Source organism: Psychrobacter immobilis, assembly GCF_904846175.1.
GTDB classification, from domain to species: domain Bacteria; phylum Pseudomonadota; class Gammaproteobacteria; order Pseudomonadales; family Moraxellaceae; genus Psychrobacter; species Psychrobacter immobilis_E.
Window position 1 is genome coordinate 301958 of sequence record NZ_CAJGZM010000003.1, and the last position, 19105, is coordinate 321062.

The following is a 19105-nucleotide window of genomic DNA, read 5'->3' on the forward strand; positions in this document are numbered from 1 at the left end:
GTAGTCATGAGCATTTTGCCAAAAGCCTTAACCGTACCAGCTAGCTCATTATTAAGCCGTTGGTTTGCCGCGCGTGCGCCCAAAAGCGATAGCGCTACACTGAATTTGCGTAACGTCTATATTTTCTTTAGTCGCGAAGGCATGCTATTTGCGCTGTTATTGATTATTACCTTTATCGCTGGTATCAACTATGGCAATAACTTGGTGTTGGGTCTGTGTTTTTATCTGGTTAGCGTTTGGCTTATCAGTTTTCATTTAACCTTTGCTCACATTTCGGGTCTGCAAGTACGTTTGCTTGACGTGACGATGGCAGAAGCAGGTGCGCCTGTTTGGGTCACTTTGCAGCTGCGTAATGAAAGCCGCCAGCCAAGACGGCAGTTATTATTAAGCTTTGATCAAGTAGGCTTTGAGCAGATAGCTAAGCAAAAAAGCGAAAAGACGGGCAAAAAAGCCCATAAAAAAAATAAATCTAGCGCTGATAATCAAAACTCAATACTGGTCACACGACTACAAGGCGAGCAAATTATTCGTTTGCCGGTGCAGACACATACTCGTGGAGCATTTGAACTACCAAGATTAAAAATCAAAACCGTTTACCCATTAGGTATCATGCGCGCATGGTCTTATGTTTATTTTGCCCGTAGCGCGTGGGTTTATCCAAAACCTGAAACGTTTGATTGGCAGGCGCAATATGCCATCGTAAGTCAGGAAGATTTACCAACAGGCGGACAGTATCGACAAGGCCAAGATGACTTTGAGCGGCTCGATAATTATATCGAAGGCGAGTCGCTAGCACGGGTTTCTTGGGGGCATGTGGCGCGCGGTCAGGGAATGTTTACCAAGCATTTTGCTGATCCGGTCGGTCATGAGCAAACGTTGGACTATGCCGATATGCCAGCGGCACATCATGAACAAAAATTAGCGCAAATGGCGTATGGGGCGCTTAAATTAGGTGAACTAGGCGTGCCATTTAATATGCGCTTACCCAATGATACGCCCTTTGATAATTATTCTGCTGCAAAGATGGGTGAAGGTGAGGTGTTTGCGCAAACCTGCTTATTAAGGTTAGCAAAATTACCATGAGCAACTTAAAAGGTTACCCTGCAAATGATACAGAGATAAGTCTTGCAAGCTTTGAACAATTGGCCTTAGGTCAAAACAGTAATGTTCCCACGGCTCTTGTTGGTAATCATAAATGGTACCGCAAGCTACTCGCCTTGCCAGCCTATTATTGGGTATTAATTGCGCAAATTATCGTCATTTTACCTCATGCCGCGCATTTGCCGTTGTGGCTAATCGGTTTCGCAGTGGTCAGTATTTTTGCCCAGCTACCGAGTCTTAAGGCTAAGTTTAAAAAACTGACGCATTTAAAACGTGTCTATCAAGGCATGCAGATGCTCGGCTTTTTATTGGGGCTGGCGGGGTTGTGGCTTACTTATAATACGGCGTTTGGACTGGATATGGGCGTGGCATTTTTAGTCCTGTGCCTTATCAGTAAGCTGTGGGAATTGTACAAGCGCCGTGATGCTTATGTGGTGCTCAATTTATCACTGTTCGTACTGGCGTCGCTGTTTTTGATGGATCAAGGTATTGTTACCACTTTAGAAGTGGTCTTGGGCGCGGTCATTGTATTATTGGCATTTATTGCGCTCAACGATGATGGCAATACTCGCGGTGATGGTCGTCTGCGTACTTTAGGCGTGCTCGGCATCGGAGCATTGCCATTACTAGTTGTACTGTTTTTATTCTTTCCGCGCTTGCCGCCACTATGGTCAGTGCAGCTGTCGGGACAGCAAGCGACTACGGGCGTCTCTGATAGTATGTCGCCCGGTGACTTTGCTAATTTGAGTCAGTCGACTGAGCTGGCTTTTCGGGTGGAATTTGCAGATAAGCGTCCGCCACAGCAGCAGTTGTATTGGCGCGGTTTGGTATTTAGCGATTTTGACGGGGTAACGTGGCGTCCTAGTCCTCAGCAACGACAATGGCAGCCGACGCAGCAAATACCATTTTGGATTGAAAATGCTTTGGCGACTGTCCCTAATGAGGTGAAAATTGCGCCTACTAGCTATCAGATTATTCTAGAGCCGACGCAGCAAAACTGGCTGTTTGGACTCGATTATCCTTTTGCTCAGCAGCAAGATATCAGTATTACCTCAAACTTTACTTTATTAAAGGACCAGCCGGTTACCCAACAGCTGCGCTACGATGTATTGCAGTTTGCGCCGATGCGTATCGATCCAATTCTCTCTGAGGAGTCGCGCCGTTTAAACCTTACACTGCCTAATAAAGGGAATCCGCAAGCACGAGCGCTGGCTCAGCAGCTTTTTGCTCAGTCAGGTTCAGACCCAGTACGTTATATACAAGCACTCGAACGCTGGATTAACCAAACGGAATTTCGCTATACATTGTCACCGCCAAGGCTGAATAACAATCGTATTGATGAGTTTTTATTTGACACCAAGGCAGGTTTTTGCGAGCACTATTCTTCCAGCTTTACCTTTATGATGCGCGCCGCTGGTGTTCCAGCACGCGTCGTCGCTGGCTATCAAGGTGGCGAGCTGAGCCGCGGCGGCAATGTTTGGGAGGTACGGCAAAAGGATGCCCATGCTTGGACTGAGGTTTGGCTTGACGGTCAAGGCTGGGTACGTATCGATCCAACGGCTTTTGTCGCCCCTGAGCGCGTTGAGCAAGGCATGGATGCGCTGACGCAGGCGCAAGGAGCGGCGATGTTCGGTGATGGCGCTAGTGCGCAAATCAGCTATCAGCAGTATCAAATGTTACAAACCTTACGCCGTCTATCAGACCAAGCCAGCTACTATTGGCAAAAAGACGTCGTTGGTTATGATCAGGACAAACAAGCTGACTCATTGCTCAAATGGTTTAATATTAGCTCAATCATGCAGCAGATTGTCTGGTTGGCGGCGAGTGCCATTACAGTGATGGTCATTCTTGTTTTCGCTATCTGGCAACGTCGTCGCAAACGTTGGCATCCAGTAGACCTACCAATTGCACAACTCTCAAAACGCATTGGTAAAGCGGATAAATCGCTTGCTCGTGATGATAGCGAAGGGCAATTAGCCTGGCTTGCGCGCTTGGCAAGCGCAATTGATGATTACAGTAGTCAAAATAGTGCTAAGATTAATAAAACTAATAAGCTAACCGCTAACGGTCAACCTGAAAACGTCCAAGCAAAAATCATACAGATTCAACAAGCTTATCGGCAGCTGCGTTATGGACGTCTAAGCACCCTTGCAACCAGTGATAGCGAATATCGAACTTTGCTTAAACAGCTCAAGAAAGATGCAAGTGAATTGTTCTAAATAATTTTAAAAGAACCACTTAGTCACTTAAATTATACAAAGAGGCCCTAATCACAAGATTGGGGCTTTTTTGCATCCATCATAACTAACTAAATTTAAACGGGAGATTTACGCTATCAAAAGAAAGTCGTTTTTGAGGTTTATTTTAGCTAGGAGGTGAATGACTATTTAGTTATATACCTAATATAAACTTTAGTTCTATATTCCCTACCTTTGTTAATAGAATGCTATTTTTTATATATGTATTTAAACGAATATATATTTTGAACAAATAAATTCTATCTTACTGAAAAACCTGATGAACGGTTCTAATACTAAGATGAGTGACGTTGTGCTTCTGTATATATATGTATTAAAATGTAATAAACAAAAGTTCTAAATATTTATAGGCTTTTAAATCTTAATTAAGTAATTTTTAGATATAGCAGTTTAGCGTATTAGTAGTTTGTGCTCATCTATGTTCCGCCATAACCACTAAGCTATTCATCTTTTAATGAAGACAGGAAAATTCAGTATGAACCGTAATTACAAAGTTATTTGGAATGCCTCATTAAATTGTTTTATGGCCGTTGCAGAATATGCAAAAAGTCGTGGCAAGTCGTCTGGCAGTGCTGTTACTTCAAGTACAACAGTATCTAATGGTAGCGTAGTTGCAAGTGGCGTGAATATTTTGCGTTGGAGTGCTGTGTGTACGGGACTGATTGCAGCGGGTTTTAGCATGCAAGCAACTGCGTTATGCGCAACCGGCGATGCAATCGATTGTGGTGCAGGCGCTGCGGCTACTGGCTCTAGCAGTATAGCATTAGGTCAGAATGCTAAGGCAACCGCTGGTCAGTCGATCGCCATTGGAGGTGCAGCGGGAGGACAATTCACTACAGCTAGCGGTGATCAGTCTATAGCTCTTGGTGCTAATGTTGTGTCATCTGGTAGCTCATCAATAGCTATTGGTGGTGATGATCTAAACCAAGCTTCTAGAACTAATGTAGATGCGGATGGTAATGTCACTAGTACTGGCACTAACAATAACTCTGGCAATGTCAATACTTCATTCAGGAAGTATTCTGGTCGTGATTTAGTTGACATTCCACAGTTTCCCAACACAGCAGCTAGTGGTCAAGCTTCAGTAGCTATTGGTGTGCAATCGGTTTCAAGTGGAGCGCTGTCCACCGCATTTGGTACTCAGACTAAGGCCAGTGGTATTGCTTCTGCAGCGTTTGGTGTATCAGCAAATGCTTCTAAAGAAGGTTCTGTTGCGATTGGTGCAGGCGCTGCGACAGATAAAAATGCTACATCCGAAAAGTCTATTATTATCAATGGTGTTACTTACAATTTCGCTGGTAATGTATTAGATAGTGTAAATGGTCCTGTTAAAACAGGTGCGCAAGTGTCAGTTGGTTCAGCAGGGTTTGAACGTCAAATAAGGAATGTCGCTGGTGGTAAAATTAGCACTGACAGTACAGATGCAATTAATGGTAGTCAATTGGCCGCCACTAACTCAGCTTTAACTGTTACTAATACGAATGTAAACACCAACACCAGCAACATCGCAGGTTTAACCAATGGTACGGCGGGTTTAGTAAAGCAAGCAAATGGTACAGCACCGATTACTGTAGGCGGTCAAACTGCTGGCACCAGCGTTAATTTCGCGGGTACGGCGGGCAACCGTGTGTTATCAGGGGTTGCAAATGGCAACGTTGCGGCCGCCAGCACCGAGGCTGTGAATGGTGGTCAGTTATACAGCACCAACCAAAACGTCACCACTGCACAAACTACGGCCAATACAGCAAATACGACTGCTAATACCGCGAACACAACTGCTAATACCGCATTGGGTAAAGCGAACCTTGGCATTAAAGTAGGTAATGGTACAGCCAATAACCAATTTTCTTTAGGCGATACCATCAACGTAAAAGGTGATGACAACCTAACCAGCACCACGACAACTGACGGTGTGCAAGTCAGCTTAAATAAAACCCTTGATCTTGGTACAACAGGTAGTGTCACCACTGGTGCCAGCAAACTAAGCAACACAGGCATCACAATTACCAAAGCGGCTACTAGCCCTGTTGGTATTACTGATATTACCTTAACCAATGCCGGTCTCAATAACGGCGGCAACAAAATCATCAATGTGGCCGCAGGTACCTTAAGTGATACCAGCACTGATGCGGTGAATGGCAGCCAGCTTAATGCCATCAATACCAAAGTTACGACCAATACGACTAACATCGCCACCAACACCAGCAACATCGCAGGTTTAACCAATGGTACGGCGGGTTTAGTAAAGCAAGCAAATGGTACAGCACCGATTACTGTAGGCGGTCAAACTGCTGGCACCAGCGTTAATTTCGCGGGTACGGCGGGCAACCGTGTGTTATCAGGGGTTGCTGATGGCATAGCCCCCACAGATGCGGCCAACGTTTCCCAGTTAAAAACCAGCTCTGTCGTTGCTGGTAACAACACCACAGTGAGTGATATCACCACTGGAAGCAACACCCAATACACTGTCAATGCTGCAAAGAGCACCGTATCTGCCGCTACTGATAGTGGGTTAGCTGTTCAGACAGGTACCACTGTTAATGACGTGACAGACTATGCCGTTGAGTTAGATGCGGCGAGTAAAGCAAGTCTTGGTAAAGCGGACAGTGCCGTCCAAACCATCACCTCTGGTAATGACAACCTGACTGCTTCAAAAACAGGCAACAACGTTGTGATTGGCTTTGTTGATGCTCCAACGTTTACCGGTCAAGTAAAAGCCAATGGCTTTGATGCAAACAGTCAGAAGATTGTGAATGTGGCTAACGGTGCGACCACGAGTGGCAGTAAAGACGCCATCAATGGTGGTCAGCTGAATACTACGGCTGGTTCTATTGCAACCAACTTAGGTGGCGGTGCAACGTATGATGCCACTACTGGCACAGTCACTGCGCCAACATACACCTTTGCTAACGGCACAGCGACGCCAGATACATTCAATAACGTTGGTGATGCGTTAGGCAATCTTGATACTCGTACTACAACCAATACGACTAACATCGCTGCGAATGCTGGCAACATTATCAAATCTAAGACCACCGTTACTTCTGGTAAGAATGTCGAAGTCACAGCTGATACCAATGATGATGGCTCAGCCAATTATATTATTAAGACCAAAGATGATTTGGTATTGACCAGTGTTCAAACAGGTGACAGCCTATTGGACACTAACGGTTTAACCATTACTGGTGGACCAAGCGTGACCAAGACTGGTCTCAATGCTGGCAACAAGAAGATCACCGGTGTGTTAGCGGGAGAGGACGCAACAGACGCTGTAAATAAAAGCCAGTTAGATGCCATTACTGGGAATATAACAGCAGGTGGAGTTCAGTATGATCGTAATACGGATAATACGGTGAATTACGACCGAGTCAGTTTTGCGGGCGCATCAACTATTATTGGTAAAGACAAGAATAATAATAATATTGTTGTCCGTGGTGGAACTACGCTTACTAACATTGCAAACGGTATTAATGCTGCTGATGCAGTGAATAAAGGTCAGTTAGATAACGTCACTAAAGTCAAGATATTTGATAAAAATGGTGATGAAATCACCGTCAATATCGCGGACCAAATTGTTAACAATAATGTGAATAATGAGGATTTAGACTCCTTATTCCTGACTTATAATGTTAGAGGGCAAGGAGTAACAGATCGCCTAACTATTGGTGAAACTGTACAAAAAATGAATACTGAGGGTGTGAAGTTCTCTCATACTAATGGAGTTGCTCCTCCGGTTGGCGATGCATTAACTAACGATTCTAGTGCTGGTGGAGATAACTCAACTGCGATTGGCGTCAATGCCATTATTACTAGAAACGCTGAGTCTTCGATTGCCTTAGGTCATAACACACGTGTTGAAGGCGCTTCTTCGGTTGCCATTGGTAACGGCTCTCAAGCTAACGGTAATCAGTCCATTGCCATTGGTACTGGCAATATTGTTAATGGCGATAACTCTGGCGCTTTTGGTGATCCAAATATTATCGACGGTAGTAGTAGTTATTCTGTAGGTAACAACAATAATATCGATAGTGACGATACTTTTGTTCTAGGGAATAATGTTACACAAACAGTCGCTGGTTCAGTAGTATTGGGTAGCGAATCCGGTACAACTACCAAAGGTGGCATTATCGGTTATCTAGCAAATATTAATGATATCAATGATCTCATACTAGCGACTAGGAGTAATAGAGGCGCGGTTGCTGTAGGTAATGCGGAGGCTGGTATTTACCGTCAAATCACTGGTGTGGCTGCTGGTACTGCCGATTCTGATGCCGTTAACGTCTCTCAGCTAAAGGCCGTCAATGCCAAAATTGATAACATCGGTGGGAGCAATACCACACTTAATGATGCGGCCGTTCAGTATGATAAAAAAGATGGCAATATCAATAAAGGCAATATTACCTTGGCTGGCACTTCTGTTTCGACTGGCACCGGCAACAATGGCAATATTGTTGTTACTAGTGGAGGAACTACTATTACCAACGTCGCCAATGGATTAAAGGTATCAGATGCAGTCAATAAAGGACAACTAGATAGTCTGGGTGGTGGTGTCGCTGGTATTATCGGTGGTGGCGCTAAATATGAAAATGGCAAATTGGTAGCTGGTAGTAATGGCATTGGCAATACAGGTGAAGCCACTATTCATGATGCTATCGCTTCTATTAATAATGGTAACGCTCAGGCGAATGAAAGTATTAAAGCCAATACTGACAGTATTAAAACTAATGCTAACAACATCAAAGCCAATAATGAAAATATCAAAGTTAATACTGATAATATTAAAGCCAATACCGACCGACTTGATGCTGGTCTAAGCTTTGGTGCTGATAATGGTGACAATATTAACAAGCCAATAGGTAGTAGTACTGCTCTTAAGTTTGAAGGCGGCAATAATATCACCACCACGGCGACTGGTAACGGCATTAAGTTTGATTTAAACGGTAATATTAGTGTCGATAGTGTGACGACTGGCAATACGACGATCAACAATAAAGGTGTGATTATTAAAGATGGTCCGAGTATGACTGTCGATGGCATATATGCTGGTGACAAAACCATTACTGGAGTCGCTGATGGTATCGAAGTGAAAGATGCGGTCAACTTTGGGCAGTTAAATGCTTTAGATAAGCGTCTTGGTAACAGTATCAATGAGCTAGGTTATAAAATTAATGAAGTAGAAGATGATGCGAATGCAGGCATCTCAGCTGCTATGGCAATGTCATCTCTTCCACAAGCTTATATACCTGGTAAGTCAATGGTAGGTGGTGGTATCGCTACCTATAATGGTCAAAGTGCTGTTGCAGTTGGTGTATCTAAAGTCTCTGATAATGGTCGCTGGGTAATTAAGGCAAATGGTACAGCAGATACACAGGGGAATGCGGGCGGAGCGATTGGCGCAGGCTTTCATTTCTAGAACTAGTATTGCTATATCTTTTTATGGCAGCGCTTATTTGTAATAGAGATGCGTTGCCATATTACCCATAAAAAATATTAAGGAATGAATAATGAAAAAACCTGTCGCTCATTATGGTTTGTTAGTAACGACCGCATTGCTTTTCACGGTGTCTGGCTGTGCGCAAAAAAATATAATGCCAACTTGGCATTTGACACCTAGCGCACAAAAAGGCGCTGTCAATCCTGATGACTTAGTATTCCCTGACCCTAATAAAGCTTGGCAGAAAGGTGGCACGATCGTTAATCATCAGGATGTGGCAAAAATTAGAGTAGGGACTACCAAAGATGAGATTTATAAATTAATAGGAACTCCTCATTTTAGTGAAGGCTTTAATGCGCGCGAATGGGATTATATTCTTAAGTTCTATGATGCTAACAATAAGGTAGAGACTTGCCAATATAAAATCATCTTTGATAAAGGCTATGAAGGCAGAATGCGAGATGATGCTTTTGGTGTATCAGAGGTTTATTGGAAACCTGCTTCTTGCGCTAAACACGAAAACTCATAATAGTAATCTCTGAATCTCTACTGTAAAAGATGCAACCCATGAACTGGTTTGCATCTTTTTTCTATAAAGCAATTTTTTATCTGATCAATTATGAGTGCTAGGATTCATTACATCAAAAAATCAAACGATTTTAGGCGCAGTGGTAAGAGGATAAGCTATTAGCAAAGTCTATAAAAAGAGCTGATAAATAAAGTAGGAAGTTTCATGCGTAACAAAAAAGACCGAATTCGTCACGCCTTAAGGTTTGAGGTTATAGGTCTAATATCTTTGCACCGCTAGCGAGCTTAGTATTGGAGTTTGAGCTGCATCTGATGGGTGTAATGGCAGTGGCGGGCTCTATCGTCGCGACTTTTTGAAATTACTTTTATAATATTTTGTTTGACCGAGCTATGCTCAGGCTACGCGGCGCGGTGCAAAAGACCGTAGCAATACGCGTGCTTCAGGCAGTTTTATTTAAGGGCGCGCTATTGTTGCTATTTTTACCCGTGATTGCATGGTATTTGAATATCAGCCTGAGGGAAGCGTTTAAGATGGATATCGCGATGTCGACCTTTTATCTGGTTTATACCTTTGTTTACAACTGGATTTATGACAAGGTGTTTCCTATTCCTTAAAGTAGTTAGCTTAAAACAGCTCTTACATTCAATGCTAGCTTAGCAAGCTTCGTTTACCCAGGCTAAATTGATTGGTGAGTAGTAAATGCTTTAAAATAACAAGCTAAGATTGTTAGCTGAAGCAAATAAATGTTAAGACGAAAAGTAGAAGTACCAAGGAGTCAGCTCTATGGCAATTTATGTAGATTTTATGCAGATAGAATTTAAAGGCTATAAATGGTGCCATATGCTGGCGGATACCTTGCAAGAATTGCATGATTTTGCCGCACTGATTAACGTAGATAAGCGCTTATTCCATCGAAACGCCAGTTATCCACATTATGATGTCACGGTACAAATGCGCGAAACGGCGCTTGAGTATGGCGCTATACCAGCTGGTCGCAAAAAAATTATCGAATGTGCAAAGAAGTTAAAGCTAGAATTGCATGAGCAAATAGCACGGTCTGAGCATTGCTAAGAAGTTATTGTTTTTCAAGATGTAAAAATCAAACTTATGAAAAAAGTGGATGATGCTTTTGCTCAGCCACCTTTTTATTTATTCAAATTCTTACTAATAGCTTATTTTGCAACAGCGGCTTTACTAACACTGTTAAGCGCTTTCGCGATGTTAGCAATCTCGGTGTCGCAACCTTTAATATTATGACGGGTTTTTAGATATTCAGGATTGTTGTACGAGAGCCAAACCTTTTTGTCAGTATCCTCACTGATCAGGATTTTTTGTGGCAAATCGATGGCGACGCTTTGCTCGCAATTCATCAGCGGCGTACCGGCTGTCGGGTTACCAAACATAATCACTTGCGTCGGTCTTAATATTAAATCGACACCTTGGGCGTTTTTCTGATGATCGACGCGCGCAAATACTTTCATGCCTTTGCTTTCGATAATTGACACCAGTTTATCAGCGGTATCCTTGACGGAGTGATTGCTTTGCAGCGTTACCAACCCCTTTTTGCCATCAACAGAAGTGGTCACGTCTTTAATGGCAGCACTGTTGTTAGAGGAATTTAAAATATTTTCAACACTGGCGCAAGAAGATAGGGTCAAAGCTAAGGCCGCGAAAGAGATAGTTTTAAGCATAAAAAGTCCTTTTATTAGCATATTTTACTTAATGACGATTGGCGGTGTTACATACTTTTCTTCTCATACTACAGATATTTCTTAACCATACTGTATAATATTTATTTTAAGTAAGACCAATAAATACGTTTTATATTTAAGCCAAATGCTGCGCAAGAAAATCCACTAACAAGCGAATTTTTGGTGATAAATGACGATTGTGCGGATAAATCGCCCAAATGCCTTCCTCGGGCTCTCTATAATCATCTAATACGCTAACCAGTGCACCGGACGCTAAGTGTTTTTGCACATAATAATCAGGCAGCTGCACGATACCCAGCCCTTTTAAAGCGGCATCAACTAGGCTGTGACCGCTGTTATATTGCACGCTACCAGAGACGCGTAGGTTTGTTTCTTTATCAGCATTGTTAGCATTGTCGCTATCTTCTATAAAGTGCCAATAATCACGCGTGCCAAGCAAGCAGTTATGTTGTCTTAGATCGGCTAAAGAATATGGTATGCCGTATTTTTCTAGATAAGCGGGCGCGGCGCAGACAAAATTGGTTCGATGACTAAGTTTTTTTGCCATCATCGTTGAGTCGCTTAATTTGCCAATACGAATCGCCAAGTCATAACCACCCTCAATCAAGTCAATTTTTTGATTGCTCAAAAAAGCTGTCACTTCAATATCACGGTATTGCACCATGAAATCATTAACGAGGGGCAATAATTGCTGCTCGCCATAAGTGACAGGAGCGGTCAGTTTAATCCTACCTTGTGGTTTTGATTGTAAGTTGCTCACAGCTTGCTCAGCTGCATCCAAGCCGTCAAGCACACCGCGGCAATGCTGATAAAACACCCGGCCTTCTTCTGTCAGTGATACCTTGCGCGTCGTACGATAGAGCAATTTAATATTAAGGCGTTTTTCTAAAGCGCTTATCTGGCGACTGACCTGCGCGGTTGAGATGCCCAATTCTTTTGCCGCCCGCGTAAAGCTTTCGTACTCCGCCACATAAACGAACTCGCTAATGCCATCCCAGCGCATGATTATTACCAGTGTGTAAAAGATATTTGCAAATATAGCATATTGTTATCACAGCAGAAACAACTATAATGGACAGTATAAAATTAACGCTTTACAGACTGATATAACTAGTACTTGCCTCTATCAAGCAAGCGCTATAAGCTAAATTAGTCTGCAGGTAATAAACGATAAAATTAATTAAAAAAGAGAGAATAATATGTCAGACAAATTTATTAAATCAAAAGCCGCTATTGCATGGGGTCCTAATCAGCCACTATCTATCGAAGAAGTGGACGTGATGCTACCGCGCAAAGGCGAAGTATTGGTCAAAATCATTGCTAGCGGCGTTTGTCATACCGATGCGTTTACGTTATCTGGTGAAGACCCAGAAGGTGTGTTCCCAGCGATTTTGGGCCACGAAGGTGGCGGTATCGTTGAGCAAATCGGCGAAGGCGTGACTAGCGTCCAAGTCGGTGATCACGTTATCCCGTTATACACCGCAGAATGTGGCGAGTGTAAAATGTGCCTATCGGGCAAAACCAACCTTTGCTCAGCGGTACGCGAAACCCAAGGCAAGGGCTTAATGCCAGATGGTACCACCCGTTTTTACAAAGATGGTCAGCCAATTTACCATTATATGGGTTGCTCAACCTTTTCTGAATATACGGTGTTGCCAGAGATTTCATTGGCAAAGGTTAATAAAGAAGCACCGTTAGAAGAAGTTTGCTTACTTGGTTGTGGCGTGACCACTGGTATGGGCGCTGTGATGAATACGGCGAAAGTTGAAGAAGGTGCAACGGTTGCTATCTTTGGTTTGGGCGGTATTGGACTATCAGCGATTATTGGCGCGCAAATGGCCAAAGCCAGCCGTATCATTGCTATTGATATTAACGAAAGCAAGTTTGAGCTAGCAAGAAAACTTGGTGCAACTGACTGTATCAATCCAAAAGATTACGACAAACCCATTCAAGATGTCATCGTTGAGATGACAGATGGCGGCGTTGACTATTCATTTGAATGTATCGGTAACGTCGATATCATGCGCTCAGCGCTAGAGTGCTGTCATAAAGGTTGGGGCGAATCAGTTATTATCGGTGTTGCCGGTGCTGGAAAAGAAATCTCAACTCGTCCGTTCCAATTAGTGACTGGGCGCGTCTGGCGCGGTTCAGCATTTGGCGGTGTCAAAGGTCGCTCAGAGTTACCAGGCTACGTTGAGCGTTATTTAGCGGGTGAGATTCCATTACAAGATTTTATTACCCATACCATGCCCTTAGAAGATATCAACGAAGCCTTTGACTTGATGCATAAAGGCGAGAGTATTCGCTCTGTGGTGCATTTCTAAAAGTATAGCTAGGTTTGTTTTAGCGTTATTAAATAAAAATGCCGCTCCTATTACAGGGCGGCATTTTTTTATTTTTTTAATCTTTTTTAAAGCTATGCATATCTTCTAGCACTGCCGTAAACCTATCGTATAGCCAAGGTTCAAGATCATCAATCACTTGACTGTATAGATGTGGTCCTATGGTTTCGATGATAAAGTCTAATAAAAACTTAGCGGGCAGATTACCAATATCGACATCAAATTCCTCGCTTATATAATCTCTAAGCTTATCCAAAACGATTTCTTCTGCTTCATCTGATAAGGTGATCAGTTTGTCTTTGCTCATATAAAACTGTCCTAATAGACATGCCAATGACGATGTCTAATATTTAAGTGGTTTGAATAATGGCTGAAATTTAAAGGGTATCTACATGATAAATAACCCTTAAGCTGAGCTATGTTTTTTCATTACCTAATCTTGCATAGTGGCCAATTGTTCTAAAATATTGACGTAATTATCTACGCCTTGTGCGCCACTGACTAAATGCCGCTCATTAAAAATCATCGCTGGTACACTTTGAATACCTTGCTGCTGCCAGTGCCGCTCTTCTGCGCGTACCTCTTTGGCAAAACGCTGCTCTTCTAATACCGCGAGCGCCTCGTCATGATCAAGTCCTACTTCCGCTGCGATATCGGCCAACACTGTATTATCAGAAATGTTGCGACCATCGGTAAAGTGAGCACTGAATAACGCCTGCTTTAAATCATGCATCGGCTTTTGCCCTTGCTGACCAGCCCAGTACAACAACTGATGCAGATTAAAAGTATTGTGCATACGCGTGTCATCGTTGAAATTAAACTCAAAGCCGACTTCAGAGCCTGCTTCCGTCATTCTAATGCGGCTCGCATCTGATTCTTCCTTGCTAGAGCCATATTTTTCCATAATATGCTCGCGTAAGTTTTGTCCTTCGCTTGGCATATTGCTGTTTAGCTCAAACGGATGCCAATATATTTCATGTTCGGTATTGGTTTGCTTAAGCGCCTCAGCCAATTGACGGTAGCCGATAATACACCAAGGGCAAACCACGTCTGAGACGATATCTATGCGCAGTGGCTGTTTTGAATTGTCCATATTTTCCTACCTATTTTATTGGTGATGCTTTATTTATTTATGAAGTTTTTTTATAACAGTTCTGTATAAAGAGTTGAGAGAGCTAATTCAATCAATACTAGGAGAATGAGAAGATGATTACAATGGTTGCTGAGTTACAGGTTCTATTTAAAAATTAACATGACCGAGAGCAGGTATTAAGTAGGTTAGAACTAAGGTTAATGCAGGGTAAAAAATGTTTGTCAACTAAGTTTGATTAAAAAACTACACTGTAATGACAACAAAGTAAAAACAAAGCGCCGTTTTTGATAAGACATAATAAATTGATTAACGCTTGTTCAAAAGCGTCTATAACTATTCTTTCATCACTTTCATCACTTTCATCTATTATCTGCCAGCGAGAAGCCAGCATGTCTACTTTGACGTTAACGATTAATAAGCAAGATTATCACTTTGATAATCTCGATGCGCGCACGACATTGCTCGATGTCTGTCGTCAGCATCTACAAATAACTGGACCCAAAAAAGGTTGCGACCACGGTCAATGTGGCGCTTGTACCATGCTGATTAATGGCCGACGGGTCAATTCTTGTTTGACGCTTGCGGTTATGCACGACGGTGATGACATTACCACTATCGAAGGCATTGGCTTGCCAGAGTCGCTCTCAGACTTGCAGCAAGCGTTTAAAGACCACGATGCGTTTCAGTGTGGTTACTGTACGCCGGGGCAAATTTGTTCAGCGACTGCTTTAATTGAAGAGATTAAGCAAAATTGGCCAAGCTACGTGACTACAGATTTGCAAAATCCTGACGGCTTGCTAGTACAAGAAATCTCTGAACGTATGAGTGGCAATATTTGCCGCTGTTCTGCTTATCCAAATATTATTAATGCCATCTCGCAGGTTTTGGAGAGTGAGATAAAAGATAAAGCTGCTGCTAAAACTATAACCAAAAAAGGCTCCGATGTTTCAAGCGTCACAGGTATTTGGTCACCGCCGCCCAGTGAAACGCAGCTTAGCAAACCTTCAAAAAACAAGCCGTCACAAAATAAAAACCATACGGCGCAAGTAGGAGGTCGTTCATGAAACGCTTTGAATACATCCGTGCTACTGCGCCTGAGCAAGCGGCGATTGCTGCCAGTTCAAAGGAAGCGTCATTTATCGCTGGAGGTACTAACTTACTTGATTTGATGAAGCTAGAAATTGAAACGCCTATCAAACTGGTTGATGTGACTCGCCTAGAGCTCGAGCAAATCGAAACGACTGCTAACAATGGATTACGTATCGGCACGCTCGTGACCAATAGTGATTTGGCGGCGCATCCAGAAGTGATTACCAATTATCCAGTATTATCTCGGGCTATTTTGGCAGGCGCGACTGGGCAACTGCGTAATAAAGCTACGACTGGCGGCAACTTTTTACAGCGTACGCGTTGTTATTATTTTTATCAAACCGATAGCCCGTGCAATAAGCGTGAACCCGGTACCGGCTGTCCCGCTATCAATGGCGAGAACCGCACCCTTGCCATATTAGGTACCAGTGATGCTTGTATTGCCCAACATCCCTCCGATATGGCGGTGGCGATGCGTTTGCTTGATGCGACGCTTGAAACGGTGAAAGCAGATGGCAGCACACGTAATATTGCGATTAAAGATCTTTATTGTTTGCCGAAAGACACACCGCATATCGAGAACGTTTTAGAGTCTGGTGAGCTTATTACTCATATTGTACTACCAGCCCCTATCAAAGGTATGCATACGTACGACAAGGTTCGAGACCGCGCCTCTTACGCTTTTGCTTTGGTCTCTTGCGCCGCTGTCATAGATAGCGATGATAATGGTAATTTAGCGACAGTACGTTTGGCATTTGGCGGTATCGGTACTCAGCCGTGGCGCAATGAAGCGGTCGAGCGATTATTAACCAATACCACAGGTGATGACGCTACTATCGGGCAAGCCGCAGATTTATTATTACAAGATGCCAAAGGTTACGGTCAAAACGATTTTAAAATACCACTGACACGTCGTTTATTAAAACAAGTCATTCAGCGCGCTTTAGCGGGCGAGGGAGCATAATCATGTCATTATTGGACTCAGTATTGCCGTCAGAACCTACCAAAAAAATGATGATGAATGAGCCTGTCGATTCGCTTTTTGATAAAACGGCAAGCAATTTGGTCGGTAAACCCATTAACCGTGTCGATGGCTCACTAAAGGTCAGCGGAAAAGCGCCTTATTCGGCAGAGATTTATAGAGAAAATCAAGTGTATGGCGTGTTAGTCAGTGCCAAGATTGCCAAAGGACAAGTGGAAAATATCGATAGTAGCGCTTTAGATGATATTCCTGGCATCATTAAAGTCGTTACCGATCCGCAGCATTTTTTGCGAAACTCACAGCAAGGCGGCGAAACCAAAGCGCCGACACAGGGCGCCAGCGAGATTTTTTATCATGGGCAACCGATTGCCGTGGTCATTGCCGAAACCTTTGAGGCGGCGACCGAAGGTGCTAACGCTATCAAAGTCATTTATAAAGACGAAACTGAACAAGCGGCATTGAACTTTACCAAAGAGCTTGCAAGCGCCCATGATGTCGATGAAAAAAAAGGTGCAGATAAAAATGCTATAAAAGGTGATCCAGAACAAGGGCTTGCCGATTCTCCCGTTACGCTTGACCGCTTTTATCATACGCCAAGCCAGAGCAATTCGCCGATGGAGCCGCACGCGACGCTGGCCTATTGGGAAGACGATAAGCTCATCATGTACACCTCAAACCAGATGATCGCCTCTTGTAAGCAGCAAGTGATGGACGCTTTGAACTTAAATAAAGATCAGGTGCAATTGATCTCTTATTTTGTCGGCGGTGGCTTCGGTAGTAAGTTAGGCATTGCACCTGAATCGATTGCCGCAGCGATTGCAGCAAAAGAGCTTGGGCGCCCTGTGCTGATTAGTATGACGCGTCCGCAAGTGATGGAAGCGACCGTCAGGCGCTCAAACACTCGTCAACGTATTGCTATCGGCTGTGATAAAGATGGCATCATCAATACCATGATTCACGATACCGTCAGTAGTAATTTACCGGGTGAGGCATTTTTTGAGCCGACGGCTTTGTCTACTAAATATTTATACCGCGGTGAAAATCGCCGCGTTAATTATAAAAAAGTAGATATGAATCAGGTGCTTTCTGGCTCTATGCGTGCGCCTGGCGAAGCGGTCGGTATGATTGCGGTTGAATGTGCGATGGATGAATTGGCCACGCAATTGAATATTGATCCGCTTGAGCTGCGCCGCCGTAACGAGCCTGAGCAAGATCCAAGCCAAGATATCCCGTTTTCAACGCGGCAACTGCTTGCCTGTATGGAGCAAGGGGCCGCGCAGTTTGGTTGGGAGCAGCGTAACCCTAAACCTTCCAGTCAGTTAGAGGGCGATTGGTGGATTGGCACTGGTATGGCAGCATCCGCCCGCGGTAACCAGTTAAAACCTTCAGAAGCGCGGGCGACACTGAAAATTGATCATTCCAAAGCACTTGGCGTTAAAGCCATTATCGAAACCGATATGACTGATATCGGTACTGGCTCTTATACGGTGTTTTCTCAGGTGGCCGCTGATTTACTGGGCTTGCCGATAGACCATATCGAGATGAAATTGGGCGATAGTGAATTGCCACCTGCAGTTGGTTCAGGTGGTAGCATGGGCGCAGCAAGCGCTGGTAGTGGGGTTTATCTCGCCTGTGAGCAACTGCGTGAAATGCTGGCAGAAAAAGTTGGTCTTTATCCAGATACTATTCAGCTGGATAAAGGTCAGATTAAACAAGCAGGCGAGCATGAGCCTAGTATTTTAGAAGCAGCGGTAGAAGCGCTTAAAGATAAAGCGCTAGATTTAAAACATCAAGTCACTGAAAAAACAGGTTTAGCATTACCCAAGTCTGCTGCAGAAAAATACGATTTTAGCAATTTTCAGTCTTATGCACTGGCAGATATTATCGCTGAATACGATGAGCAAAAGATTAGTGCTAAAGGTCAAATCGCGCCGGGTAAAAATGCCAAGAGCCACCGTCAGGCGTCTTTTGGTGCTAACTTTGCAGAAGTGGCCGTGCATAGAGTGACTGGCGAGATTCGCGTGAAACGCATGGTAGGTGCATTCGCCGCTGGTCGAATTTTAAATCATAAAACCGCTACTTCGCAGTGCTATGGCGGCATGGTGTTTGGCATCGGCTCGGCGCTAATGGAGGAAGTCATCCATGATAAGCGCGATGGTCGCCTCTGTAACCATGACCTTGCTGAATACCATATTCCGGTCAATGCCGATGTGCCGCAACTAGAGGTGATATTGGTGGAAGAGGATGACCCTTATACCAACCCCATGCATATCAAAGGGATTGGTGAGACGGCGATTTCTGGCGCGGCAGCAGCCATCGCCAACGCGATTTATAACGCAGTTGGCGTGCGCGTTTACGATTTCCCAATCACGCTTGATAAGCTGCTTTATGAATTGCCCGAGTAGTTATCCTTACGTAATCCAGATAAATAGGATAATTGGAATAAACGAGTTGGTAACTCATAGTTAATAACTGATATCAGCAACCCGCTAGCGATTATTACTAGTGGGTTTTTACGAGATAAAAATCCTGGATTTAATCATTAAAACTAAAATAAGAATAAAT

The 19105-nt window shown here is 43.6% G+C and carries 14 protein-coding genes; 10 read left to right on the top strand and 4 right to left on the bottom strand.

The annotated features are described in order from the left end of the window. Positions 1 to 6: 6 nt before the first annotated feature. The 6 genes from JMW39_RS05895 (at position 7) to JMW39_RS05920 (ending at position 10393) form a co-directional block, all read left to right on the top strand. On the top strand, positions 7 to 1083 hold the full coding sequence (locus JMW39_RS05895; protein WP_201544752.1) for a hypothetical protein: 1077 nt from the start codon (positions 7 to 9) through the stop codon (positions 1081 to 1083). After that, the gene (locus JMW39_RS05900) at positions 1080 to 3320 is read left to right on the top strand and encodes a transglutaminaseTgpA domain-containing protein (protein WP_201544754.1); all 2241 of its coding nucleotides are present in this window, start codon (positions 1080 to 1082) and stop codon (positions 3318 to 3320) included. Before JMW39_RS05895 ends, JMW39_RS05900 begins: the two co-directional genes overlap by 4 nt. A 514-nt stretch (positions 3321 to 3834) precedes the next feature. Next, positions 3835 to 8772, top strand: a complete 4938-nt coding sequence (locus JMW39_RS05905; protein ID WP_201544756.1) for a YadA-like family protein — start codon at positions 3835 to 3837, stop codon at positions 8770 to 8772. A 91-nt stretch (positions 8773 to 8863) separates the two neighbouring features. Continuing rightward, positions 8864 to 9322, top strand: coding sequence for an outer membrane protein assembly factor BamE (locus JMW39_RS05910; RefSeq protein WP_201544758.1), 459 nt, complete (start codon positions 8864 to 8866; stop codon positions 9320 to 9322). A 389-nt stretch (positions 9323 to 9711) separates the two neighbouring features. Further along, complete coding sequence (locus JMW39_RS13315; protein ID WP_201544760.1) at positions 9712 to 9936, top strand: chlorhexidine efflux transporter; 225 nt, start codon at positions 9712 to 9714, stop codon at positions 9934 to 9936. Positions 9937 to 10105: 169 nt separating this feature from the next. Then, on the top strand, positions 10106 to 10393 hold the full coding sequence (locus JMW39_RS05920) for a DUF4031 domain-containing protein (RefSeq protein ID WP_201544762.1): 288 nt from the start codon (positions 10106 to 10108) through the stop codon (positions 10391 to 10393). A gap of 101 nt (positions 10394 to 10494) precedes the next feature. Here the strand turns inward: JMW39_RS05920 and JMW39_RS05925 are convergent, their stop codons facing one another. Continuing rightward, complete coding sequence (locus JMW39_RS05925) at positions 10495 to 11013, bottom strand: DUF302 domain-containing protein (protein ID WP_201544764.1); 519 nt, start codon at positions 11011 to 11013, stop codon at positions 10495 to 10497. Positions 11014 to 11149: 136 nt separating this feature from the next. Then, positions 11150 to 12037: a LysR family transcriptional regulator gene (locus JMW39_RS05930; protein ID WP_227679417.1), complete on the bottom strand. Its 888-nt coding sequence runs from the start codon at positions 12035 to 12037 to the stop codon at positions 11150 to 11152. A 196-nt stretch (positions 12038 to 12233) separates the two neighbouring features. On the opposite strand from JMW39_RS05930, the gene JMW39_RS05935 reads away from it, so the two are divergent. Then, a complete protein-coding gene (locus JMW39_RS05935; RefSeq protein ID WP_201544766.1) occupies positions 12234 to 13358 on the top strand; it encodes an S-(hydroxymethyl)glutathione dehydrogenase/class III alcohol dehydrogenase in 1125 nt (374 codons plus the stop codon). A gap of 76 nt (positions 13359 to 13434) precedes the next feature. Here the strand turns inward: JMW39_RS05935 and JMW39_RS05940 are convergent, their stop codons facing one another. Next, positions 13435 to 13683, bottom strand: a complete 249-nt coding sequence (locus tag JMW39_RS05940; protein WP_201544768.1) for a DUF2164 domain-containing protein — start codon at positions 13681 to 13683, stop codon at positions 13435 to 13437. Between the two features lie 126 nt (positions 13684 to 13809). Continuing rightward, positions 13810 to 14469 (bottom strand): DsbA family oxidoreductase, encoded by a 660-nt coding sequence (locus JMW39_RS05945; RefSeq protein ID WP_201544770.1) that lies wholly within the window; start codon positions 14467 to 14469, stop codon positions 13810 to 13812. Positions 14470 to 14858: 389 nt separating this feature from the next. On the opposite strand from JMW39_RS05945, the gene JMW39_RS05950 reads away from it, so the two are divergent. The 3 genes from JMW39_RS05950 to JMW39_RS05960 are packed head-to-tail and all read left to right on the top strand — an operon-like array spanning position 14859 to position 18945. After that, positions 14859 to 15533 carry a 2Fe-2S iron-sulfur cluster-binding protein gene (locus tag JMW39_RS05950; protein WP_201544772.1) on the top strand — a complete coding sequence of 225 codons (675 nt, stop codon included), beginning with the start codon at positions 14859 to 14861 and terminating at the stop codon, positions 15531 to 15533. Beyond that, entirely contained in the window at positions 15530 to 16522 is a 993-nt protein-coding gene (locus tag JMW39_RS05955; protein ID WP_201544774.1) for an FAD binding domain-containing protein, read from the top strand. The genes JMW39_RS05950 and JMW39_RS05955 overlap by 4 nt, the downstream gene beginning before the upstream one ends. A 2-nt stretch (positions 16523 to 16524) precedes the next feature. Further along, positions 16525 to 18945, top strand: a complete 2421-nt coding sequence (locus JMW39_RS05960; protein ID WP_201544776.1) for a xanthine dehydrogenase family protein molybdopterin-binding subunit — start codon at positions 16525 to 16527, stop codon at positions 18943 to 18945. Positions 18946 to 19105: the final 160 nt, after the last annotated feature.